Source organism: Streptomyces sp. NPDC006393, from assembly GCF_040628575.1.
GTDB lineage: Bacteria > Actinomycetota > Actinomycetes > Streptomycetales > Streptomycetaceae > Streptomyces.
Map to the genome: position 1 here is coordinate 1 of NZ_JBEXZD010000038.1, position 22,080 is coordinate 22,080.

The 22,080-nt window shown below is 71.0% G+C and carries 24 protein-coding genes and 1 pseudogene; 19 read left to right on the forward strand and 6 right to left on the reverse strand.

Annotation, left to right across the window (positions count from 1 at the left end):
* The 3 genes and pseudogenes from ABZ484_RS17920 to ABZ484_RS17930 form a co-directional block, all read left to right on the forward strand.
* Window positions 1-144 (forward strand): annotated as a pseudogene (locus ABZ484_RS17920) (sulfurtransferase); the annotation flags it as partial.
* A gap of 38 nt (window positions 145-182) precedes the next feature.
* On the forward strand, window positions 183-470 hold the full coding sequence (locus ABZ484_RS17925) for a DUF1416 domain-containing protein (protein ID WP_010351646.1): 288 nt from the start codon (window positions 183-185) through the stop codon (window positions 468-470).
* A 95-nt stretch (window positions 471-565) separates the two neighbouring features.
* Window positions 566-823: a DUF3099 domain-containing protein gene (locus ABZ484_RS17930; protein ID WP_358866843.1), complete on the forward strand. Its 258-nt coding sequence runs from the start codon at window positions 566-568 to the stop codon at window positions 821-823.
* A gap of 31 nt (window positions 824-854) precedes the next feature.
* Here ABZ484_RS17930 and ABZ484_RS17935 read toward each other — a convergent pair whose 3' ends face one another.
* Complete coding sequence (locus tag ABZ484_RS17935) at window positions 855-1,217, reverse strand: DsrE family protein (RefSeq protein WP_358866844.1); 363 nt, start codon at window positions 1,215-1,217, stop codon at window positions 855-857.
* A gap of 102 nt (window positions 1,218-1,319) precedes the next feature.
* On the opposite strand from ABZ484_RS17935, the gene ABZ484_RS17940 reads away from it, so the two are divergent.
* The 6 genes from ABZ484_RS17940 to ABZ484_RS17965 all read left to right on the forward strand — a co-directional run bounded on the left by ABZ484_RS17940 (window position 1,320) and on the right by ABZ484_RS17965 (window position 6,121).
* Window positions 1,320-2,060 carry a hypothetical protein gene (locus ABZ484_RS17940; protein ID WP_358866845.1) on the forward strand — a complete coding sequence of 247 codons (741 nt, stop codon included), beginning with the start codon at window positions 1,320-1,322 and terminating at the stop codon, window positions 2,058-2,060.
* Window positions 2,057-2,986 (forward strand): hypothetical protein, encoded by a 930-nt coding sequence (locus ABZ484_RS17945; RefSeq protein ID WP_358866846.1) that lies wholly within the window; start codon window positions 2,057-2,059, stop codon window positions 2,984-2,986. Before ABZ484_RS17940 ends, ABZ484_RS17945 begins: the two co-directional genes overlap by 4 nt.
* Window positions 2,983-3,891 (forward strand): hypothetical protein, encoded by a 909-nt coding sequence (locus ABZ484_RS17950; protein WP_358866847.1) that lies wholly within the window; start codon window positions 2,983-2,985, stop codon window positions 3,889-3,891. The genes ABZ484_RS17945 and ABZ484_RS17950 overlap by 4 nt, the downstream gene beginning before the upstream one ends.
* A 224-nt stretch (window positions 3,892-4,115) precedes the next feature.
* Window positions 4,116-4,691: an FABP family protein gene (locus ABZ484_RS17955; RefSeq protein WP_358866848.1), complete on the forward strand. Its 576-nt coding sequence runs from the start codon at window positions 4,116-4,118 to the stop codon at window positions 4,689-4,691.
* Window positions 4,692-4,707: 16 nt separating this feature from the next.
* Window positions 4,708-5,145 (forward strand): Fur family transcriptional regulator, encoded by a 438-nt coding sequence (locus ABZ484_RS17960; RefSeq protein WP_358866849.1) that lies wholly within the window; start codon window positions 4,708-4,710, stop codon window positions 5,143-5,145.
* Between the two features lie 10 nt (window positions 5,146-5,155).
* Window positions 5,156-6,121 (forward strand): folate-binding protein, encoded by a 966-nt coding sequence (locus ABZ484_RS17965; RefSeq protein WP_358866850.1) that lies wholly within the window; start codon window positions 5,156-5,158, stop codon window positions 6,119-6,121.
* Window positions 6,122-6,152: 31 nt separating this feature from the next.
* Here ABZ484_RS17965 and dtd read toward each other — a convergent pair whose 3' ends face one another.
* Window positions 6,153-6,578, reverse strand: coding sequence for a D-aminoacyl-tRNA deacylase (dtd, locus tag ABZ484_RS17970; RefSeq protein ID WP_358866851.1), 426 nt, complete (start codon window positions 6,576-6,578; stop codon window positions 6,153-6,155).
* Between the two features lie 194 nt (window positions 6,579-6,772).
* On the opposite strand from dtd, the gene ABZ484_RS17975 reads away from it, so the two are divergent.
* The 4 genes from ABZ484_RS17975 (at window position 6,773) to ABZ484_RS17990 (ending at window position 11,257) form a co-directional block, all read left to right on the forward strand.
* A complete protein-coding gene (locus ABZ484_RS17975) occupies window positions 6,773-7,516 on the forward strand; it encodes an ABC transporter permease (RefSeq protein WP_358866852.1) in 744 nt (247 codons plus the stop codon).
* A gap of 99 nt (window positions 7,517-7,615) precedes the next feature.
* Window positions 7,616-8,644, forward strand: a complete 1,029-nt coding sequence (locus ABZ484_RS17980) for an asparaginase (RefSeq protein ID WP_358866853.1) — start codon at window positions 7,616-7,618, stop codon at window positions 8,642-8,644.
* A 52-nt stretch (window positions 8,645-8,696) separates the two neighbouring features.
* Entirely contained in the window at window positions 8,697-9,974 is a 1,278-nt protein-coding gene (locus ABZ484_RS17985) for a GNAT family N-acetyltransferase (RefSeq protein WP_358866854.1), read from the forward strand.
* Between the two features lie 449 nt (window positions 9,975-10,423).
* Complete coding sequence (locus ABZ484_RS17990; RefSeq protein WP_358866855.1) at window positions 10,424-11,257, forward strand: winged helix-turn-helix domain-containing protein; 834 nt, start codon at window positions 10,424-10,426, stop codon at window positions 11,255-11,257.
* 72 nt (window positions 11,258-11,329) lie between these two features.
* Here the strand turns inward: ABZ484_RS17990 and ABZ484_RS17995 are convergent, their stop codons facing one another.
* Window positions 11,330-11,521 (reverse strand): hypothetical protein, encoded by a 192-nt coding sequence (locus tag ABZ484_RS17995; RefSeq protein ID WP_358866856.1) that lies wholly within the window; start codon window positions 11,519-11,521, stop codon window positions 11,330-11,332.
* 183 nt (window positions 11,522-11,704) lie between these two features.
* On the opposite strand from ABZ484_RS17995, the gene ABZ484_RS18000 reads away from it, so the two are divergent.
* Both ABZ484_RS18000 and ABZ484_RS18005 read left to right on the forward strand, forming a co-directional pair.
* Entirely contained in the window at window positions 11,705-12,583 is an 879-nt protein-coding gene (locus tag ABZ484_RS18000; RefSeq protein ID WP_358866857.1) for a winged helix-turn-helix domain-containing protein, read from the forward strand.
* Window positions 12,532-13,326, forward strand: coding sequence for an HAD family hydrolase (locus ABZ484_RS18005; RefSeq protein WP_358866858.1), 795 nt, complete (start codon window positions 12,532-12,534; stop codon window positions 13,324-13,326). Before ABZ484_RS18000 ends, ABZ484_RS18005 begins: the two co-directional genes overlap by 52 nt.
* Before the next feature lie 30 nt (window positions 13,327-13,356).
* Here ABZ484_RS18005 and ABZ484_RS18010 read toward each other — a convergent pair whose 3' ends face one another.
* Entirely contained in the window at window positions 13,357-13,548 is a 192-nt protein-coding gene (locus ABZ484_RS18010) for a hypothetical protein (RefSeq protein WP_358866859.1), read from the reverse strand.
* Between the two features lie 206 nt (window positions 13,549-13,754).
* Between ABZ484_RS18010 and ABZ484_RS18015 the strand changes: the two genes are divergently transcribed.
* The 3 genes from ABZ484_RS18015 to ABZ484_RS18025 all read left to right on the forward strand — a co-directional run bounded on the left by ABZ484_RS18015 (window position 13,755) and on the right by ABZ484_RS18025 (window position 18,304).
* A complete protein-coding gene (locus tag ABZ484_RS18015; protein ID WP_358866860.1) occupies window positions 13,755-14,627 on the forward strand; it encodes a winged helix-turn-helix domain-containing protein in 873 nt (290 codons plus the stop codon).
* 296 nt (window positions 14,628-14,923) lie between these two features.
* A complete protein-coding gene (locus ABZ484_RS18020) occupies window positions 14,924-17,104 on the forward strand; it encodes an aminoglycoside phosphotransferase family protein (protein ID WP_358866861.1) in 2,181 nt (726 codons plus the stop codon).
* Between the two features lie 564 nt (window positions 17,105-17,668).
* Window positions 17,669-18,304 carry an RraA family protein gene (locus ABZ484_RS18025; RefSeq protein ID WP_358866862.1) on the forward strand — a complete coding sequence of 212 codons (636 nt, stop codon included), beginning with the start codon at window positions 17,669-17,671 and terminating at the stop codon, window positions 18,302-18,304.
* Between the two features lie 68 nt (window positions 18,305-18,372).
* Here the strand turns inward: ABZ484_RS18025 and ABZ484_RS18030 are convergent, their stop codons facing one another.
* Window positions 18,373-20,763: an excinuclease ABC subunit UvrA gene (locus tag ABZ484_RS18030; RefSeq protein WP_358866863.1), complete on the reverse strand. Its 2,391-nt coding sequence runs from the start codon at window positions 20,761-20,763 to the stop codon at window positions 18,373-18,375.
* A 125-nt stretch (window positions 20,764-20,888) separates the two neighbouring features.
* Window positions 20,889-21,245, reverse strand: a complete 357-nt coding sequence (locus tag ABZ484_RS18035; protein ID WP_358866864.1) for a VOC family protein — start codon at window positions 21,243-21,245, stop codon at window positions 20,889-20,891.
* 224 nt (window positions 21,246-21,469) lie between these two features.
* Here ABZ484_RS18035 and ABZ484_RS18040 point away from each other — a divergent pair, with 224 nt between their 5' ends.
* Window positions 21,470-22,012, forward strand: coding sequence for a helix-turn-helix transcriptional regulator (locus ABZ484_RS18040; RefSeq protein WP_358866865.1), 543 nt, complete (start codon window positions 21,470-21,472; stop codon window positions 22,010-22,012).
* Window positions 22,013-22,080 lie beyond the last annotated feature (68 nt).

Sequence of the window (22,080 nt, forward strand, 5' to 3'; positions counted from 1 at the left end):
TGCCGCATCGGTGAGCGCTCCGCGCTGACCTGGTTCGTCCTGCACGAGCTGCTGGGCGTCGAGAACGTCAAGAACTACGACGGCTCCTGGACCGAGTACGGCTCCCTGGTGGGCGTGCCGATCGAGCTGGGCTCCGGCAAGTAAACCGTCCCGACCGACCTATCTGACCTCTGGAGAAGCACATGTGTGGAGCGAAGGCCGGCGGCCCCGACGCCTCGACGATCAAGCCCGGTGAGACGACCATCCAGGGCCAGGTGACCCGCGACGGCGAGCCCGTGACCGGCTACGTCCGGCTGCTGGACTCGACCGGCGAGTTCACCGCGGAGGTTCCCACCTCCGCCACCGGCCAGTTCCGGTTCTACGCCGCCGAGGGCACCTGGACCGTCCGTGCCCTCGTCCCCGGCGCCACCGCCGACCGCACGGTCGTCGCCCAGCAGGGCGGCCTCGCGGAGGTCGCGATCGCGGTCTGAGGCCCCTCGGGTTCCTCGGACCGGTGGGACCGCTCAAGGGCCGCACCCCTCGGGTTGGACGCCTGGGGTGCGGCCCTTCGGCATACGCTGAAGGTATGTACGCCCGCCGCCGTCACGCGTATTTCGCCTTGATGGGCACCTGCATCGGGTTGTTCGTCCTGGCGTGGGGCGTCGTGCGCATCTGGTCGGTTCCCGCGGCGGTCGGGATGTGCCTGTTCGCCATGGTGATCCCGCCGGTCGCCGCGATCATCGCCAACCGGCGCGGCCCGGAAGACCGCTGGTGGGACGATCCGTCCGGCGACCCGAAGTCCGACGAGTGGTGGGACGAGCTGGACGGCAAGAAACGCCGTTAGACGCTCCGGGTCCCTCTGGGCGCTCGGGTTCTCAGTAGACGAGTGCCTGCGTCTCGTCGCCCAGCGCCTCCTGCACGAAGACCTGCGCGCCCGCGATCCGCACGCCCTCGATCACGTCCTTCTCCGTGATGTCCCGGCGGGCCGCGCACTGCGTGCACAGGGTGATGCGGCCGGCCGCGAGGACGGCGTCGATCAGGTCGGGCAGCGGTGCCGCGTGCGGAAGCTCGAACTCGGCCGCCCGGCCCGGCAGCGCGAACCACGACGACTCCCCGGTCAGCCACAGCGAGACGTCGACCCCGCTGGCCACGGCCACGGCCGCCACCGTGAACGCCTGCGAGCACCGTTCGGGCGCGTCCGCCCCCGCCGTCACCTTGATCACGAGCTTCTTCGCCATGCCCGAATCGTAATCAAGTCCCTTACAACTTCGGACATCGGCCGTGGGTCTCCTGTGAAGCGCGCATACGGAAGGCGCGCTTCACGTTCTGTGGGGGACGTCTTGGAAGAACCGGAAAGACCCGAAGAATCACGGCCTCCGCGCCGGCGCGGGCGCACCCTTCTGCTGGTCGCCGCAGCCGCTGTCCTCGGGGTGGTCGCCGGCACCTGCACGGGCTACGTCGTCCAGGCCGGCCGCGAGCCCACCCCGCTGCCGCCGCTGTCGCAGCCGGTCGTCGGGCAGGCGAAGGGTGAGGTGGAGCCGCTGTCGGCCGCGCAGGACCGACAGGTGAAGACGGACGGCGACCTGCGCAAGCTGCTGATCAGCAGGCCGAAGGGCGTTCGGGACAACCCCTTCTTCACGAGCGACGACGGCTGGTGGACGCTCACCGAGTACGCGGAGGACTTCACAAAGCCGGCCAACGCGTTCGCCAACGAGCTCTCGTCCCAGTTCCGGCGCGCGGCCGTCACCTCGTGGCGGACGAGTGACACCCATCTGGTGGCGATCCGCCTCGTGCAGTACCGCCAGGTAGAGGACCTGAACGCCGCCGACAGCGCCGAGAACGGCATGTACTGGGCCGAGCGGGACAACAAGGGCCACAGCTGGGCCGTTCCCGGCACCGGCGACGGCATGGCGTACTCGGACACGGAGCCCTACCGGAAGCCCGGGTACGTCCCCCTGTACTCGGCCGAGGCGCACGCCTGGCGTGGCGACATCGCCGTGGAGATCTACGTCACCGACACCAAGCCGATCACCAAGAAGGAGATCATGAGCCTGGCCGAGCGGCAGATGGAGCGGCTGTGAACGAGAACCCGCCCCCGCGGCCGGAGCAGCCGGTGGAGCCCGAGCAGCCGGTGGAGCCCGAGCGGCCCGCACAGCCTGAGCACATCGCACGGCCCGAACAGCCCGAGCAGCTTGCCCAGGCCGAACAGCCTGCGCAGACCGTTCAGCTCGACGGGCTCCCCGAGCCGTCCCCGCGCCCTGCCCGGCGTCGGCGCAGGGTCCTGCCGATCACCGGCTGCGCTGTGCTGCTGGCCGCGCTGGTCGGCGGCACCGGCTTCACCGTGGTCACCGTGCGCGACGCCGACCGCGATCCCGGCGCCCCCGTCTGGCGCCTGCCGAAGGCCGCCGCCGACGGCAAGCGTCCGGCCGAGGCCCGTGGCCTGAAAGGGTTGCTGCTGCCCTACGGCACCGCCGACAACGTCCGGGGCCCGGACCTCGGCGAGTTCGGCGCCGACGCCGAACTCAGCGGCGCGCAGGCCACCGCCTTGCGCAAGGAGTCGCTGCGGAGCCTGCCGCGCTCCCAGAGGCGGCGGCTGGAGAAGGAGATCGACAAGCAGCACATCCAGGGCATGGCGATGCGCAGTTATGCCAGCACCGAAAACACGGAGAACCCGGAGCTCGCCAAGGAGGCCTTCACCGCCGAGATCGTCCTGTCCCGGATGGACCGGCGCAGCGCGCGCTCCGTCGTCGCCTTCCAGCAGGACTTCCTCGACGCGCTCAAGGTCTTCCGCGCCGGTCCGGAGATCGAGGGCCACCGGAACGCCAAGTGCTTCCTGCCGCCAGCGGGCTCCAAGGACAAGCTCGAGGTCATGGTCTGCTCCGCGTACGAGGGCGACGTCATGGTCAGCGCGACGATGAACGCGGTGAAGCCGCTGGACACGAAGGCCGCGGCGCGGCTGCTCCGCGACCAGCTCGACCGCATCAAGGACCCGGGGAAGGCGATATGAGCGAGCAGACCCAGGACCAGCACTCAGCGGTCCCGCAGCTGACCGAGGAGGCGCCTCCCGCGCCGCCCCAGGCGCCCTTCGTGCTGCCGGCACCACCCGAGGTTCCCGCCACCCCGCCCGCCGTACCGGCGCCGCCCGTCAAGGACCGCCGGCGGCTGCGGGCCGTGCTGCGCTGGACCGCTGCGGTCGTGGTCTTCGCCGTGGCCGGGACGGGGACGGCGTACGGCATCACGCGCATGGACCGCACCGACGTCCCCGGTCTCGCCACCGCCTCGGACGGCCGCTGGGACTACCCGACGATCGTCAGGCCGCCGCTGCCCTCCGGCAGCCCGGCACCGTTCGCCGACAGCAACGCCGCCGGTGCGCACTACGCCGACCTGCGCGCCCTGCTGCTGTCCGCACCGCGCGGTGCACGGGACGACAAGGCGCTGCGCGGCACCGGCGGATGGCTGGCGACGAAGGACTTCCTCGCCGAGTACGCGCGGCCGGCGGACCGTACCGAGTTCGGGCAGCAGCTGACCGACCGCGGGCTGCGGCACATCGCCGCCCGCGGCTGGACCACGCAGGACGGCACGCACACCCGGATCTACCTGCTCCAGTTCGACACCGCGGCCGTCGTGGACGATCTGGCCGACGGAAAGCTGTCGCAGTACAACAGCCCCGGATACGCCCTGCGCGGCGCCGGCACGTCGGTCTTCGACGCCGACTTCCCGACCGAGGCCCGCAACAGCGACATCCCGGGCACCTACTACGTGGAGTCCAAGCCCTACGGCGCCGAACAGGTGCGCCAGGCCTACCTCCGCGCCGGGGACGTCCTCGCCGTGATCATCCAGTCCCGCAAGGGTGCCGCTCCCGCCGTTCCGTTCCAGCAGACGGTCACGTTGCAGAGCGAGCTGCTCGGCTGAGCGGATGAGGGTCACCTCGACAGGAGGGCCGGATCCCGCCCGACTAAGCTGGGGTCCGGCCCTGTGTACGTACGTACCGCACCGCGCTCAACAAGGAGCACCCCGTGGAGATCTTCTTCGAAACCCTGCTGGTCCTGGTCTGCGTCGGCGTCCTCGCCTTCGCCTACCTGACCGTGAAGAAGCTGTACCAGGGCCAGCGCTGACTCCGGACGGAAAGGCCGCTCATGATCGAGATCCCGTCCGACCTCCACAAGGACCTCGTCCCCCTCGCCTTCCTGCTCGGTGACTGGGCCGGTGCGGGTGTCTTCGACTTCCCCGGCGCCGAGAAGTGCAACTTCGGCCAGGAGGTCACCTTCACCCACGACGGCCGGGACTTCCTGGAGTACCACTCCCGCACCTGGATGCTGGACAACGACGGCAACAAGGTCAGGCCGCTGGAGTCGGAGGCCGGCTTCTGGCGGATCGACAGCGACCGCAAGGTCGAGGTCACGATGACCCGCGACGACGGCGTCATCGAGATCTGGTACGGCGAGCTGGCCGACAAGAAGCCGCAGATCGACCTGGTCACGGACGCCGTGGCGCGCACCGCCGCCTCCCGCCCCTACACCGGCGGCAAGCGGCTGTACGGCTACGTCAAGAGCGACCTGATGTGGGTCGGCGAGAAGCAGACCCCCGAGGTCGAGCTGCGCCCCTACATGTCCGCCCACCTGAAGAAGGTCGTCACCCCGGAGGACGTGGAGCGCTGGGCCAAGGCCCTCCCGGACGACCTGCCGGACGACGGGATCGCCTTCTTCAAGTAGTTCTAGACTCATCGGTGTGGTGAGCACCGACTGGAAGACGGATCTGCGGCAGCGTGGCTACCGGCTGACGCCGCAGCGGCAACTAGTGCTCGAAGCCGTGGACACCCTGGAGCACGCGACCCCCGACGACATCCTCGGCGAGGTGAGGAAGACGGCGTCGGGGGTCAACATTTCCACCGTCTACCGGACCCTGGAGCTGCTGGAGGAGCTGGGCCTGGTCAGCCACGCCCACCTCGGGCACGGCGCGCCCACCTACCACCTCGCCGACCGCCACCACCATCTGCACCTGGTCTGCCGGGACTGCGAGAACGTCATCGAGGCCGACGTGGACGTGGCCGCCGACTTCACCGCCAAGCTGCGGCAGCAGTTCGGTTTCGACACCGACATGAAGCACTTCGCCATCTTCGGCCGCTGCAAGGACTGTTCGCGGAAGCCGCCGAAGACCACGTCGTAGGCTTGCTCGTATGAAGAGCCCCCTGCTGTCCCTGCCCGGCGCCGTTCCCGCCGAGGGTGTGGACGAAGGTGTCGCCGCCCACTACGGCGACCTGTTCCGTGAGCAGCGTGCCCTCGCCGACGGCACCGGCTTCGTCGACCTCTCGCACCGCGGTGTCGTCACCGTCAGCGGCGAGGACCGGCTCGGCTGGCTGCACCTGCTGCTCACCCAGCACGTCAGTGAGCTGCCCGCCGGCCAGGCCACCGAGGCGCTGATCCTGTCCGCGCACGGCCACATCGAGCACGCGCTGTACCTGGTCGACGACGGCGAGACGGTCTGGGCCCATGTGGAGCCGGGCACCCAGGAGGCGCTGATCGCGTACCTGGAGTCGATGAAGTTCTTCTACCGGGTCGAGGTCGCCGACCGGACGGCCGACTTCGCCGTGGTGCACCTGCCGGCGGGCTCGATCGCCGAGGTGCCCGAAGGGGTCGCCGTACGCGAGACCCCGTACGGCCGCGACCTGTTCCTGCCCCGTGTGGACCTGGAGTCGTACGCGGAGCAGGCCGGCCCGCCCGCCGGGATCCTCGCCCACGAGGCGCTGCGCGTCGAGCAGCACCGCCCCCGGCTGGGCTTCGAGACCGACCACCGCACCATCCCGCACGAGCTGGGCTGGATCGGTACGGCCGTGCATCTGCACAAGGGCTGCTACCGGGGGCAGGAGACGGTGGCCCGGGTGCAGAACCTCGGCAAGCCGCCGCGCCGCCTGGTCTTCCTGCACCTGGACGGCAGCGAGGTGCACCTGCCGGTCCCCGGCACCGAGATCCGCCTCGCCGACGAGGGACCGGACGGTCGCAAGATCGGTTTCATCACCACATCCGCGCGGCATCACGAACTCGGCCCGGTCGCCCTTGCCCTGGTCAAGCGGAACGTCCCGCTGGACGCTCCCCTGATGGCGGGTGACACGGCGGCGGCCCAGGAGGTCGTCGTAGAGCCGTAGGGCTCGCCGTTCGTGGCCGTGCGAGACACTCCTAGAGCTCCAGCAGCACCGTGAACGGCCCGTCGTTCGTCAACGACACCCGCATCGCCGCCCCGAACCGCCCCGTCGCCACCGTCGCCCCCAGCGCACGCAGCTGCGCGACGACCTCCTCGACCAGCGGTTCGGCGACCTCGCCGGGGGCCGCCGCGTTCCAGGTGGGGCGGCGGCCCTTGCGGGCGTCGCCGTAGAGGGTGAACTGGCTGATGACCAGCAGCGGGGCACCGATGTCGCTGCACGACTTCTCGTCGTGCAGCATGCGGATCGACCAGAGCTTGCGGGCGAGCTGCGCCGCCTTCTCCTTGGTGTCCTCGTGGGTGACGCCGACCAGGACGCACAGCCCCTCGCCCTCGATGGCCCCCACGGTCCGGCCGTCCACGACGACACTCGCGCCGTCCACCCTCTGCACCACTGCTCGCATGCCGACCATCATGCCGGGCGGCCGGCCGCGCTCCGCAGCGGGCTCGGCCCCGCGCCGCGGCTGCGTCCATATCGTGCTTCTTTATGCTTCGTAACCCCCCATCTGGGGCTGATCGGGGGCACTCGGTCACATACTGGCCACTCGGGGTGGCACGATGCTTCCGTACGCGCCGGTCGAGGGGACGGTTGAGGCGCATGAGCACATCGAGTACCGAGCAGCAGGCGCAGCCCGGGGCGGTCCCGCCGTTCCGCGCCGCGATCGCGGAGACGACCCACCGGCCGCCGGTGCAGCGCACCGACAGCCCGCCCATCCCATCCATCCCATCCATGCCCCCGATCCCATCCATCCCGACGGACCCGCTGCCGGTGGACGCGGGCCCCACCGGGCTGCCGATGGACCTGCCGCAGCCGGACCTGACCGTGCCGAGCCTGCCCGAACTGCGCGCCCTGCGCCGGCAGGCGCAGCGGGACGAGGCCGACCTGAGTTACGTACGGCGGCTGCTTCAGGGGCGGATCGACATTCTGCGGGCGGAACTGGCCCGGCGCGGGGACGCGGCCGGGCGTGCCGCCCGCGGTTCGGCCGCCGGACTCGCCGCCGTCGTGGACAGCGGGCAGGCGTCCGTCGTCGAACGGCTCGCGGAGATCCTCAAGGACGCGCCCGCCCGGCAGCGCTCGTCGGCGCGGCATGTGACGCTCGGCACACCGCAGAGCGAGGAGTACCGGCGGCTGGCCGCCGAGATGCTCGCCGAGGTCGAGCTGTCGGACCTGGGCGCCCGCACCGATCTGGAGCTGGGCGCGGCGATGGGGCGGCTGGTGCGGTGCGAGCAGCAGGTCTCCCGGCGCCGGCAGCAGTTGCAGCGCACGGCGGACGGGTGCAGCGCGGAGATCGCCCGCCGGTACCGTGAGGGAGAGGCACAGGTGGACGACCTGCTCGTCTGACGGTGTGGCCGCGGCGACCCCGGGCCCGCGCGGGGCACGTCTCCCCGTGCCGCGCGTCTCCTGCCCGTCGTCGCCGTAGTCCCCGGAAGGCCACCGCCGATGTCCGTGTTCCCCGCGTCCCCCGCGTCCTCCGTGTCTCCGGCTCTGTCCGCGTCCGCGTCCGCCGCCCCGTCCGACGTCCCGCCCGCCGTAGCCCCCGTCCTCGCCGAAGTGGTGCGTTCGGGGTTCGTGGAGGGGCGGCACCGGGGCAGCCTGGTGGTGCTGGGCGCGGACGGCGCGGTGGAGCACGCGTGGGGGGACGTGACGGCACCGGTCTTCCCGCGTTCCTCCAACAAGCCCATGCAGGCGGCGGGCGTGCTGCGGGCGGGCCTGGATCTGGCCGGGGAGCGGCTCGCGCTCGCGGCGGCCAGCCACTCGGGGGAGCCCTTCCACCGCGATCTGGTCCACAAGATGCTCGACGAGCACGGGCTGTCCCCCGAGGCGTTGCGGTGCCCGCCGGACCTTCCGCTGGACCAGGAGGAGCGGGAGGCCTGGCTGGCGGCCGGGGCGGGGCGCGACCGGGTCGCGATGAACTGCTCCGGCAAGCACACCGCGATGCTGGCGGCGTGCGCGCTGCGGGAGTGGCCGCTGGAGTCGTACCTCGACCCGGCGCACCCCTTGCAGCAGCTCATCCACAGGGTTGTGGAGGAAGCGGCGGACGAGGAGGTGGCGGCGGTCGGCACCGACGGCTGCGGCGCGCCGCTGACGGCGATCAGCCTCACCGGCCTGGCCCGTGCCTACCGCTCCTTCGTCCTCGCCGCGCCCGGCACGGCCGAGCGCCGCGTCGCCGACGCCATGCGCGCCCACCCCGAGTACGTCGCCGGCACCCGCCGCCACGACACCTGGCTGATGCGCGAGGTGCCCGGAGCCCTGTCCAAGGTGGGCGCGGAGGCCGTCCAGGCCGTCGCCCTCCCGGACGGCCGCGCCCTGGCCCTCAAGATCGACGACGGTGCGGCACGGGCACTGGGTCCGGTACTGGCCCGCGCCCTGACCCTGACGGGCGTGGACGCCCCGGTGATCCGGCGCATCGCCCATGCGCCGCTGCACGGCGGGGGCCGCGAGGTGGGGGAGATCCGGGCGACCTTCTGAGGGCGGGGAAAATCCCCACGACACGCCCTCACCCACCGCCTACGGTCGACCCATGACTGCCACGCGCCCGCACGACCCCGCCCGCCACGGCATCGACGTACGCCCCATCACCGAGGCCGAGATCCCCGACTGGATCCGCGCCCTGAACACCGGCTTCCTGCGCACTCCCGCGGTCTCCGCCGAGGAGGTCGCCGACCGCAGCTCCTACATCGTCCCCGCCCGCACCCTGGGAGCCTTCGACGCCGGGCGCTGCGTCGCGACGTTCCGCTCCTTCCCGCAGGAGCTCACCGCCGTCGGCGGCACGCCCGTCCCCGCCGACGCCATCTCCAACGTCACGGTCACCCCCACCCACCGCCGCCGCGGCCTGCTGACCCGCATGATGGCCCACGACCTCAGCGCGGCGAAGGAGCGCGGCGACGTCGTCGCCACCCTGATCGCGGCCGAGTACCCGATCTACGGCCGCTACGGCTTCGGCCCCGCCACCTGGACCACGGAGTGGACGATCGACGTGCCCCGGGCGGGCCTCGACCCGCGCTGGTCGGGCCCGGACGACGGCGGCCGTGTCGACCTCGTGGACGGCGACGACGTACGCAAGCTCGGCCCCGAGCTCCACGAGCGGCTGCGCCGCGCCCGGCCGGGCCTGATCGACCGCTCCGAGCGCTGGTGGCAGGTCAGCACCGGCGCGCTGCGCCTGGACCGCGACCCCTGGACCGAGCCCTTCTACGCCGTGTACCGCGCGGCGGACGGCACGGTCGAGGGCCTGGCAGCGTACGTCTGCGACGAGACCTGGTCGGATGCCAAGCAGCCGCTGAACACGGCCACCGTGAAGAGCCTCATCGCGGTGACCCCGGCCGCCGAGCGCGCGCTGTGGCTGCACCTGTGCTCGATCGACTGGGTGGTGAAGGTCAGGAGTGGCCGGCGGGCCCCGGACGACCTGCTTCCCCTCCTCCTGCCGGACCCGCGCGCGGCCGCGGTCACCACGCAGGCGGACTGGCTGTGGGTGCGGATCCTGGACGTCGTACGGGCGTTGGAGGCGCGGACGTACCAGGGGGCGGGCTCGCTGGTGCTGGAGGTCGTCGACGGGACGGGACCGTCCGGCGGCCGGTGGCGGCTGGAGGCCTCGCCCGAGGGAGCGTCCTGTACGCCGACGGCTCAGAGCGCGGATCTGACGCTGGACGTGGGGGAGTTGGCGACGCTGTGGCTCGGCGACGAGTCGGCGGTGCGGCTCGCGGCGCTCGGCCGGGTCCGGGAAGAACGAGCGGGCGCCGCCGTGGTGGCCGACGCCCTGCTGCGTACATCCAGGCGACCGTGGTGCCCGGACATGTTCTGAACGCTCCTTCCTGCCGGTGACAGTGACAGGGGTGACGCATCCGTAGCTTGGCTGTTCAGTTGTGGCTGTGCTCACGATGTTCGGTTGTGACTGTGCCGACCGTCTTGAGTTGTGGCTGTGCCGACCGTCTTAGGTTGTGGCTGTGCGTCCCGGCTGTCGAGTCGTGGCCGTGCGGTGCCGACCGGGCTCCCGGCTCCCCTCCGGAAGGGAGCGCGGTACGGCGTTCCCCGACTGTCACCCTGGTGGCCAACCTTTGGATGGTTCAACCATGTCGCTCGAGTTGGCCACCAACTTCACTTGTCTTATCTCCGCCTGGAAGCGTCTCATAACCACCTTCCCGTGAACTGTCTAAAGATGGCGGGAAGTTGTAGTGTTCGACCGTGGACCCGGAACACGCCTCCGCCACTGGGCGGAAGAGGTCACAACGGCCACAGAGGTCACACCGCGAGGTGGCCGACGAACTGCGGCAGCGGATCAGGACCGGTGAACTGCGGCCGGGCCAGCGCATGCCCACGCAGGCCGAACTCGCCGAGGAGTTCGGCGTGGAGCGCACGGCCGTACGGCGGGCCCTGCGCATCCTGCACTCGGAGCATCTGCTCAGCAATGTGTCCAAGGGCAGCCCGGCGACCGTCGCACCCGACCCGCGCCGGGCCCTGACCGGCGCCGAAGCCCCTCCGCTGCCGACCACGGCCGCGCTCGCCCCCCGCATCGCCGCCGCCTTCGAGTCCTCCCACGTGGAGATCGACGCCCTGTGCCTGACGTCGATCTCGCTCACTCTCGCGATCGGCGAACCGCTCCGGCAGATCCATGCCGGGCGACTGAAACCGGCCAAGGTCGACGTGCGCGTACTGCTGCCCAGCCGGGACATCGACCTCGCCTTCCCGGCGCCGGTGGACTCCGCCGCGGCGGGCCGGCTGCGCAGGCGGTGGCTGGCCCAGCGCAACGCCCAGGGCCAGGTGCTCAGGCACAGCCTGCTCGCCCTGCGGGCCACGCACGGCATCGACGCGCGCGTCAGCTTCCGGGCCCTGCCCTTCACCCCGCCGGTCAAGCTCTACCTGCTCAACGCCACCGAGGCGCTGTTCGCGTACTACACCGTGCGGCGGCGCGAGCAGGAGATCGACCACGAACACCTCCAGCTGTACGACGCGGAGGGCTCCCAGTCGATGCTGTTCTCCTTCGTCGACGGCGCGGGACCGCGCGACACGACGTTCGTCGAGCAGTCGCACGTGTGGTTCAACGCGCTGTGGGAGACGATCAGTTCGGAGCTGGTGCTGACGAGCTGACGTCTCCCACGGGTCGCCGGCCCGGGCGGCCGACCGGTCCACGGGGCGTGACGCGCGGCGGCCCCGGGACGTTCACAGGGCGGGACCGGCGACGAGCATCGCCAGCACCACCGCCCCGGCGGAGCTGACGGCCGGGCTCTTGGCCTTGATGCCGATGGTGAGCAGCAACAGGCCGACGAAGCCCGTCGCGCCGTACTTCACCTGGACGAGCTGCTCGAAGCCGACGACGAAGACGGCGGACAGAAGAGCGAGAGCAACAGGCACGGCGTTCCCCCTTCGGGCTGTCCTGGGCGGGTGGGAGTGGGGGTGCTGTGGAGCAGGCGGTGCAACTAACTTCGGCCAACTCATCCGAGTTGGCGGCCAACTCTTCTATAGTTGTCCCCACTTGGCGGCCACCTATAAACAGGTTTCAAACAACTGCCGTCAGGTGGATCAGAGTTGTAGCGTTTGGTCGTGACCCAGGAGAACGTGGCCGTGAACGGGAGCCGCAGAAGCTCTGCCCAGGAGATCGCCGAGACCCTGCGGGACAGGATCCGTACCGGCGAGCTCAAGCCGGGCGACCGCCTGCCCACCCAGGCCGAACTCGCCGAGGAGTTCGGGGTGGAGCGCGGTGCCGTGCGCCAGGCCCTGCGGGAGCTCCAGGAGGACGGGCTGCTCAGCAACGTGAGCAAGGGCAGCCCCCCGAGGATCGCCGAGGCCGCCCCCGTGCGCGAGGAGCCCCTGCCGACGATGGTGGGCCTCGCACCCCGGCTGACGGAGGCGTTCTCGGCCCGGCGGGTGCGCATCGACGTCGTGTGCCACACCGCGGAGACGCTGATGGTCGCCATCGGCGAGCCGCTGCGGCTGATCCACGAGGGCCGGATGCGTCCCGACGCCATCGACGTCCGCATCCTGGTGCCGTCCAAGCACATCTCCCTCGCCTTCCCGGTCCCCGTGGAGGGCGGCGACGAGGACGAGGTGGTGCACCAGCGCTGGCTGGAGATGCGCAACGCCCAGGGGCACGTCCTCAGGCACAACCTGCAAGCTCTGCGCGCCACCCACGGCATCGACGTGCACGTGGCCTTCCGGGCCCTGCCCTTCACCCCGCCGGTCAAGCTCTACCTGCTCAACGGCGAGGAGGCGCTCATCGGGTACTACACCCTCACCCGGCGCGAGGAGGACTGGGGCGACGAGACCCTGGACATGTACGACGCCCTGGGTTCCGCCTCGCTGCTGTTCTCCTTCGTCAAGCGGGCCGGCCAGCGGGACGCCGCGTTCGTGACGGAATCGCAGAAGTGGTTCGACGCCCTCTGGGAAACCATCACCACGGACCTGACACTCTCCTAGTGACTTCTGATACGACGCAGACCGATTCGGTGGCAGAGACGACCGAGAACGAGAAACTGCGGGAACTGGTCACCCGTGCGCGGGCCGTGCTCTGGGACTTCGACGGCCCGATCTGCCGTCTGTTCGCCGGGCACTCCTCCGAGCGGGTGGCGACCGGGCTGGTGCGGTGGCTGGAGGGCCGGGGCCTGCACGGCCTGCTCACCGAGGGCGAGCGCGAGTCGCTGGACCCGCACGTCGTGCTGCGCGCCGTGGACCGCCGGCACCCCGGCAGCGACCTGGTCGCCGAACTGGAGGCCCGCCTCACCCACGAGGAGCTGCGCGCCACCTCCTCCGCCTGGCCCACCCCGTACGCCGACCCGCTGATCCGCACCTGGGTCGCGCTGGGCTCCCGGCTCGCCATCGCCACCAACAACTCGCCGCTCGTGGTCCGCGCCTACCTCGAGAGCCGGGGCCTCACCGCCTGCTTCGACCCCCACATCTACGGCCGTACCCAGGACCTCCACCGCCTCAAGCCGGACCCGCACTGCCTGAACCGGGCCCTGAGCGCGACGGGAGCGGCCCCGGCGGAGGCGCTGATGATCGGCGACACCCCCTCCGACCACGAGGCCTCGCTCCGAGCCGGAGTCCCCTTCCTCGGCTACGCGCACAACGCCCGCAAGGAGAAGCTCCTGAAGGAGGCCGGCGCCACATTGATCGTGGACTCACTGGAGCCCGTGCTGCGGATCCTGCGACGTCAGGCCTGAGTCATCAGGCCGAGTCATCAGGCTGAGTCATCAGGCCTGAGCCATCAGCAGCGTGAACACCACGGCCGCGCCCACGGCGAGCCCGGCCCGGCGGGCCCGCACACCCACGGTGACCGCGACCAGCAGGGCCAGTCCCGCGAGGCCCAGCCTGGCCTGGGCTTCGCGTGTCAGCAGGAATTCTCCCCCCACCCGCAGCAGCTGCAGCAGGACCACGTTCCCCACCCACCCTTCCAGTTCCAGTGATCCGGCCAATCACTGGGCCAATTGGACTGGTTGTCGTGAAGTGGTTGTCCCCGGTCTGATTGATCGGTTAACCGGCTGATTTCGGCCGACGTGGCGCATCCGCCATACCCGCCGGACCGACAGACGGACCGACAGGCGGACCGGAAATCTGTTTGCGGGTGGACCGGCGGCGGTACGGTCCAGTCGTGACCGAAGAACGCACCGGCGACGGCGGCGGCCGGGCTTTCCGCAAGGTGTCCGAGGAACTGCGGTCCCGGATCGCCGACGGAACGTACCCGAGGCGCTCGTTCCTGCCCTCCCAGCGCGACCTGGCGGAGGAGTTCGGGGTCTCCCGCGACACCGTGCAGCGGGTGCTGCGGGAGCTGAGCTACGAAGGCTGGATCGAGTCCCGGCAGGGCAGTGGTTCACGCGTCATCAAGAACCAGCGCATACAGTCCTCGTCCGCCAAGGCCACCCGCTCGCACCGGGGCGTGACGCTGGCCCCCCTCATCAGCGAGGCCTTCGAGCAGCCCGAGGTGACCCTGGACGTCTACACGCTGACATCCGAGTCGCTGGACGCGCACATCCGGCTCCAGGCGGAACGGATCAGGGGCGGCTTCATCCGGCCCCGGCGCATCGCCCTGCGCATGCTCCTGCCCTCCACCTCGCTGCCGCTGCCCTACCCCCGGGCCATGGACGACAAGGAAGCCGGCCTGCTGCGCGACCGTCTGCACGCCATCACGCGGCGGCACACGGGGTCGCTGCAGGGTGTGCTGGCCGAGCTGAGGGCCGAGGGCCTGGTGCCCGATGTCGACGTGCAGATCCGATACGCACCGCTGACGCCGGCCTTCAAGCTGTATGTCATCAACGAGGCGGAAGTGCTCTTCGGACCCTACGAGGTGATCGAGCGTCCGGTGGTCCTGGAGAGCGGCGAGGAGATCAGGGCGCTCGACGTGCTGGGCCTCGGCGCCACCCTCACCCACCATGTGCGCGACGCGGATCCCGACTCGCCGGGATCCGTCTTCGCCACCTCCATGCAGGCCTGGTTCGAGTCCGTCTGGGCTCTGCTGTCCGAGTAGCGGAAGTGGCGAGCGGCTCCAGCCGTAGTGGCGCGTGGCTCCAGCCGTAGTGGCGAGTGGCTCCAGGGGCGTGCTGTAGCATGCCCGCACCGCATGAGCAACAGCTCCGCACGGCACGTATGGCTCGCTAGAGGTGGTGTGCAAGGCGACCTCGACTCCGCGACGTGAGCCGCAGGCACAGGCATGGGCACACCACCCGTTGTGCCGACAGGAAAGCGCGCTCCGGTCGTGCCCGATATGAGCATTGTCGTACGTTTTGTCATACTGTGATTCACGCGTGAGCACTTGGAGCGAACGTGGGTGCACCTCCTCCTCCCCGTCCCACACTCGGGGAGCGTGCTGCCCGCGACGTAAAGGAGTTCGTACAGCTCGCAGCGGAGCAGGGCCAGGCGAGCAGTGGTTACCACAACCAGAACTACGTGCTGCCCCTGACGGAACACATGGCACGGCTGCTGCACCGGGAGGCCGGCACCTCGGTGACCGTCCGGGTCCGCCGCGCCGAGGCACTGCCCGTGGTGATCAGGACATGGCTGGACGAGTCGGCGATCCTCGACTCCATCAGGGGCGTGCTCCCCAATGTCCCCGAGTGCCTGGTCAAGCAGGATTCCTTCGCGATCCACAGCTACGTCGAGGGCGTACCCCTCTCCAGCGTCTGCGCCAACGGAAAGCCGGTCGACACCCTGCTCGTGCGGGCCCTGGCGGAACTGCTCGCCCAGATGACCCAGGTCCGCCGTGAGGCGCTGCCCCCACTGCCGGCGGAGTGGCCGCGCAACGACAAGGACAGCCAGGGCTTCCTGCAGACCCTCGCGCGGCGTGCGGACCGGCAGATCCGGCAGCCCAATTGGCAGGCTTTTGGTGGACTGTTCGCCGCCTTGGGCATTCCGGAGGACGCCCTGGTCCAGCTGGCGGACCGGGTACCGGCCATGGCCCGGCGGCCCTACAGCCTGCTCCACGCGGATCTGCACCGCGACAACCTGATCATGTCCTACGGCGGTGATCCGCCCCTCATCTGCGTCGACTGGGAACTGGCGACCTACGGTGACCCCCTGCACGATCTGGCGACGCACCTGGTCCGGATGCGCTACCCCGGCCACCAGTGGGATGACGTGATCGACGCCTGGGCGGCGGCCATGACCCGCGTCCGCCCCGCGGCCGTCAACGGCCTGACCAAGGACCTGCGGCACTACGTCGCCTTCGAGCGGGCGCAGTCCGTCTACCCGGACGTGATGCGGGCCGCGAGAGCCCTGGAGGACGCACCCGACCAGAAGAGCCTGGACGAGGCGACGGCCTCCGTACGCCGGGCGCTGGAGGCGGCCGCCGAACCGCTCGGCCTCAGAAACGTGCCGGACACCTCGGAGGTGGAACGCGTCCTCTTCCGTTGGCGGGCCTCCCGGACGGCGGTGCGGGGCGGCCCGGGCCGGACGACCGGAACGATCTCGTGGTCGTGGGACCGCCGGCTTCCCGAGCGCTCCGACTTCCCCGCCGCCGCCGTCGAGCACGCGCTGGTCGCCGAGGGCATGGCGCCGGCCAGCCGTGTGTTCAAGGGCACCGCGCATCTGAATTCGGTGGTGCGGGTGCCGGGCGTCGACCATCCGGTCGTGGTGCGCCGCAGGGTGGCCAACGTCTGCCGGCGGGAGCCGAGCTTCCTCAGCGAGCACGCCGTCCTGCGGGCCATCGAGCGGTCGGGGCTCCCGGTGGCGGCACCGCGGGTGCTCGCCCTCGGCCGCAGCCACCGGGGGGAGCAGTACGCCATCCACACCTATGTAGGGCCCGAGGACACCGACCGCCCGCCCAGCCATCCGGTGGACGGCCTGCTGCCGCACGAGGCGGACGGACTCGTCGACCAACTGTGCGCGCTGGCCCGCGTGGACTACAGAGAGGTCGACCCAGCGGCGGGCGAGGAGACCTTCTTCACCTGGCTGTGCGACCAGCTGGTGCTCCTGGTGGGGAACCTGCCGAAGGAGTCGCAGCAGCTGGCCTGGTTCCTCGGGCTCCCCAACGCACCCCGGCTCGGGCAGATCCTGGGCCGGTACTGGGTGAGCCCGCGCCGGCCGGCCCTGCTGCACGGCGATCTGAACCCCTGGAACCTGGTGCGCCGCGACGACGCCCTGGCCCTCACGATCATCGACTGGGAGATGGCCCTGATCGGTGATCCCCTGTACGACCTGGTCCGGCACATGCACCTCACCCCGACCCAACCGGAGATCCGGCAGCGCATGTTCCGGCGCTGGGAGCGCAACCTGCCCGCGGAGTACACGGCCGACTGGGCGCAGGACTGGCGCGTGTACCGGTGGATCGAGACGGTGCGGTCCGCCTACGTGGACCTGGACCGCCTGGTGACCGGCGCCAGCCTGGACGCCCCCAACGTGCGAAGGGCCGTCGACTCGTACGCGGTGACCCTCGCCGCGGCCACCGGCTCCCTTGGGCTGAGGGTCCGCTCCACGGCGAACCCCTATCTTGGCCGTGCCCTGGCGTAGGGAGACCATGACAGAACCGGAAATGCGTTCTGTCCAAGGGTATTTGACGCCCGACGGGCATGGCGAGGGGCGGGGCGCGCATGGCGGAAGGGGCCAGGGCACCGGCCGACGCGGGCGTGGCCCGCAGACTCCGGCGCATCCAGGAGCGCTTCGAATCCCTGATCACCCGGGTTCTGCTCCTCGGCACTGCGCCACCGGCCTGCTCGCCCAGTTCGTCAAGCCGGTGGGAGACGCCCCGGAGGGCAAGGCCTTCCTCGGCGGCGCGCTGCTCAGCCTGGTCGGTTACGTCCTCTACGACCAGGTCAAGGAGCTGAGCGCGTCGGTTCGGGTGCCCACCCGGGTGCTGGTGAACTCCAGCGAACTGGGTACCGCCTCTACCAGGGCATCCCGCGTGACAAGAGCACGGGTGCCGCCGAGGCAGCCGTTTCCACGTGGAACAAGCACTTCGACGACCTGTGGACACTCGCCGGGATTCCGCCGCGGCGGCAACGGCCGGCCCCCTGACCGGCGGCCGTTCCCCGCGTCTGTACCCCGATCCGCCGGACAGGCTCTAGGGTCGTCGACATGATCGAGTCCGTCGTCGTCGAAGCCTTCCGGGACGTTCCCGTCACCACTCTCGCCGATCTGCTGGGGCGCGAGCAGGTCATGGACATCGGGATCCGGCCGCTGTGGCAACCGGTGCCGCGCGTGGCCGGCCCGGCGTTCACCGTGCGCTGTCCGCCCGGGGACAACCTCATGCTGCACGCCGCCGTCCACCGCGCCGAACCCGGCTCGGTGATCGTCGTGGAGTCGGGCGACCTGGACTACGCGCTGGCCGGCGGCAACGTGTGCGCCGTGGCACGGCGCAGGGGTGTCGCCGCCTTCGTCGCCGACGGCCTGATCCGTGATCTCGCCGAGGTACGGGAGATGGGCTTCCCGGTCTTCGCCCGGGGCGTCATCCCGGTCCCGGGCGTCAAGTCGGCCGTGAGCCCGCTGAACCGGCCCGTGCGCTGCGGCGGCGTCCAGGTCGAGGCGGGGGACGTCGTGGTGGCCGACGAGGAGGGCGTGGTGACGGTGCCGGCCGCCCGCGCCGAGGAGATCCTGACGGCGGCGCACGCACAGCTCGTCAAGGAGGCGACGCAGACCCTGGACGAGTGGGAGAGCGCCCACCGGGCGCGTATCGACAGGATCCTCGGCGAGCAGGGGTTCGAGGAGGACTGAGCCGCGGCCGGGCCGCGGACTCCTCGAACCCCTGCTCGCGCTGCACGGTCAGGCGCGCCGGAGCACGGTCAGGCGCCCACGTAGGCCGCGAGGTGTTCGCCCGTGAGGGTGGAGCGGGCGGCGACGAGGTCGGCGGGGGTGCCCTCGAAGACGATCCGGCCGCCGTCGTGGCCGGCGCCGGGGCCGAGGTCGATGATCCAGTCGGCGTGCGCGATGACCGCCTGGTGGTGCTCGACCACGATGACCGACTTGCCGGAGTCGACCAGGCGGTCGAGGAGGGCGAGGAGCTGCTCGACGTCGGCCAGGTGGAGGCCGGTCGTCGGCTCGTCCAGCACGTAGACGCCGCCCTTGTCGCCCATGTGCGTGGCCAGCTTCAGGCGCTGGCGTTCGCCGCCGGAGAGCGTGGTGAGCGGCTGGCCCAGGGTGAGGTAGCCCAGGCCGACGTCCGCCATGCGCTCGAGGATCCTGTGGGCCGCCGGGACCCGCGCCTCACCCGTGGCGAAGAACTCCTCGGCCTCGGTCACGGGCATCGCCAGCACCTCCGCGATGTCCCGCCCGCCGAGGGTGTACTCCAGCACCGACGCCTGGAACCGCCTTCCCTCGCACTCCTCGCAGGTCGTCGCGACCCCGGCCATCATCGCGAGGTCGGTGTAGACGACCCCCGCGCCGTTGCAGTTCGGGCAGGCTCCCTCGGAGTTCGCGCTGAACAACGCCGGCTTCACCCCGTTGGCCTTGGCGAACGCCTTGCGGATCGGCTCCAGGAGACTGGTGTACGTCGCCGGGTTGCTGCGCCGCGAGCCGCGGATCGGCGTCTGGTCGACCGAGACGACGTCCGCGTCCGCCGGCATCGAGCCGTGCACCAGCGAGCTCTTGCCGGAGCCGGCGACACCGGTGACGACGCAGAGCACGCCCAGCGGGATGTCGACGTCGACGTTCTGGAGGTTGTGGGCGGTCGCGCCGCGGATCTCCAGGGCGCCCGTCGGCTTGCGCACCGTGTCCTTCACCGACGCGCGGTCGTCGAGGTGGCGGCCGGTCAGGGTGCCGCCGGCCCGCAGGCCCTCGACGGTGCCCTCGAAGCAGACGGTGCCGCCCGCCGTACCGGCGCCGGGACCGAGGTCGACGACATGGTCGGCGATCGCGATCGCCTCCGGCTTGTGCTCCACGACCAGCACCGTGTTGCCCTTGTCGCGCAGGCGCAGCAGCAGTTCGTTCATCCGCTGGATGTCGTGCGGGTGCAGGCCGATGGTGGGCTCGTCGAAGACGTACGTGACGTCGGTGAGGGACGAGCCCAGGTGGCGGATCATCTTCACGCGCTGGGCCTCGCCGCCCGACAGCGTGCCCGCCGGCCGGTCCAGCGAGAGATAGCCGAGACCGATCTCCACGAACGAGTCGAGGGTGTGCCGCAGGGAGGCCAGGAGCGGCGCCACCGTCGGTTCGGACAGCGACCGTACCCACTCGGCCAGGTCGCTGATCTGCATCGCACACGCGTCGGCGATGCTGACACCGTCGATCTTCGAGGACCGGGCCGCCTCGGTGAGCCGGGTGCCCTCGCAGTCGGGGCAGACGGTGAAGGTGACCGCGCGGTCCACGAACGCCCGGATGTGCGGCTGCATGCCCTCCTTGTCCTTGGCGAGCATCGACTTCTGGATCCGCGGGATCAGACCCTCGTAGGTCATGTTGATGCCCGCGATCTTCATGCGGGTCGGTGGCTTGTGCAGGAAGTCCTGCAACTCCCGCTTGGTGAACTTCCGGATCGGCTTGTCCGGGTCGTACAGGCCGGACTCGGTGTACAGCCGGTAGTTCCAGCCGCCCGTCTTGTAGCCGGGGATCGTCAGAGCTCCCTCGTTGAGCGAGAGGGAGTCGTCGTAGAGCTGGGAGAGGTCGAGGTCGGTGACCGTGCCCCGGCCCTCGCAGCGCGGGCACATGCCGCCGGTGATGCTGAAGCTGCGCCGCTCCTTCATCTGCTGCCCGCCGCGCTCCACGGTGACCGCGCCGGCGCCGCTGATCGAGGCCACGTTGAAGGAGTACGCCTTGGGCGAGCCGATGTGCGGCTTGCCGAGCCGGCTGAAGAGGATGCGCAGCATGGCGTTGGCGTCGGTGGCGGTGCCGACCGTCGAGCGCGGGTCGGCGCCCATCCGCTGCTGGTCGACGATGATCGCGGTGGTCAGCCCGTCGAGCACGTCGACCTCGGGGCGCGCCAGCGTCGGCATGAAGCCCTGCACGAAGGCGCTGTAGGTCTCGTTGATCAGCCGCTGCGACTCGGCGGCGATGGTGTCGAACACCAGGGAGCTCTTGCCCGAGCCGGAGACACCGGTGAACACGGTCAGCCGGCGCTTGGGGATCTCGACGTCGACGTCCTTGAGGTTGTTCTCGCGCGCGCCGTGCACGCGGATCAGATCATGGCTGTCGGCCGTGTGCGGCCCGGCCGGCAGTGTGTCCGTCCTCGTGTCCCTGCTCATCGTGTCTCCATCCGCCCTTCACGCTCTGCACGGTCTGTGCCGGTCCCGCCCGCTCGATCCAACCAGACGCGAGCGGGACGTCCGCCCTCCTTTTCCGGTCGGCGCTTCTCGGCCGGCGGCTGCGCTCACCGGTCCTGGAGCAGCCCGAGGACGTTGCCGTCGGGGTCGGTGAAGGTCGCCACCAGGCGGCCGCCGCCGACGTCGTGCACGGGCTCCTTCACGGTGGCGCCCGCGGCGATCACCTCGGCCAGCTTGGCCTCGATGTCGGGCACGTGCCAGTAGGTCACCGGCGAGGCCATGCCCTGCGGGCCGCCGCCCGGAACCAGCCCGATGTGCTGGCCCGCGGCCTCGAAGCCGACGTAGTAGGGCGCGTCGGCCTGCGGCTGGACGCCGAGCAGGGCGGCGTAGACCTCCTTGGCCTTCGCCAGGTCGGACACCGGGTGCAGCACGGTCTTGATGCCCTGGGTGGGAGAGCTGGTCATGGTCACTCCTGTGGTCGTGGGCCCGTCGTGGGCCCGTCGTGGGCCGGTTGTGGGCCGGTCGTGGACGGGGCCGCCGGATCGGCGACAGCAGTCACGTTAGGCGCGGCCGAGCGGCCCGCGCTTCTCGAATCCTGACCGGTTCCCGGCCGGTCCGGCGCCCGCCCCGTACACTCTTGCAAGCAGGGTGCTTGCAATTGTTAGCAGTAGTGGTGCAAGGTGGACGCATGGCATCGCTCAACGTCGGCAACCTCGGTGAGTACCTGCGCGAGCAGCGGCGCAACGCGCAGCTGTCGCTGCGGCAGCTCGCCGACGCCGCCGGGGTGTCCAATCCGTACCTGAGCCAGATCGAGCGCGGGCTGCGCAAGCCGAGCGCGGAGGTGCTGCAACAGGTCGCCAAGGCCCTGCGGATCTCCGCCGAGACGCTGTACGTGCGCGCCGGCATCCTCGACGCCGAGCGGGACCGGGACGAAGTGGAGACGCGGGCCGTCATCCTCGCCGACCCCTCGCTCAACGAGCGGCAGAAGCAGGTGCTGCTCCAGATCTACGAGTCCTTCCGCAAGGAGAACGGCTTCGGGACGGGCAGGACGGACGACGCCGAAGGCGGCGCCGCCCGTGACGAGGACACCCGCGCGGCCGACGACGGCAGCGGCGGCACCATACGGCCGGCCACCGTCCCCGAGCCGGACGGCGGCCGCCCCGCCCCCGCCGAGCACCCACCCCGCACGTCCGGCGGCGACGACGCCGATCCGCGGCAGGCGGCCGGTTGATCCCTACGGCCCCGACGGCCGGTGATCCCACGGCCCCGACGGCCGGCCAGAGGCCGGGCCACCGCGGC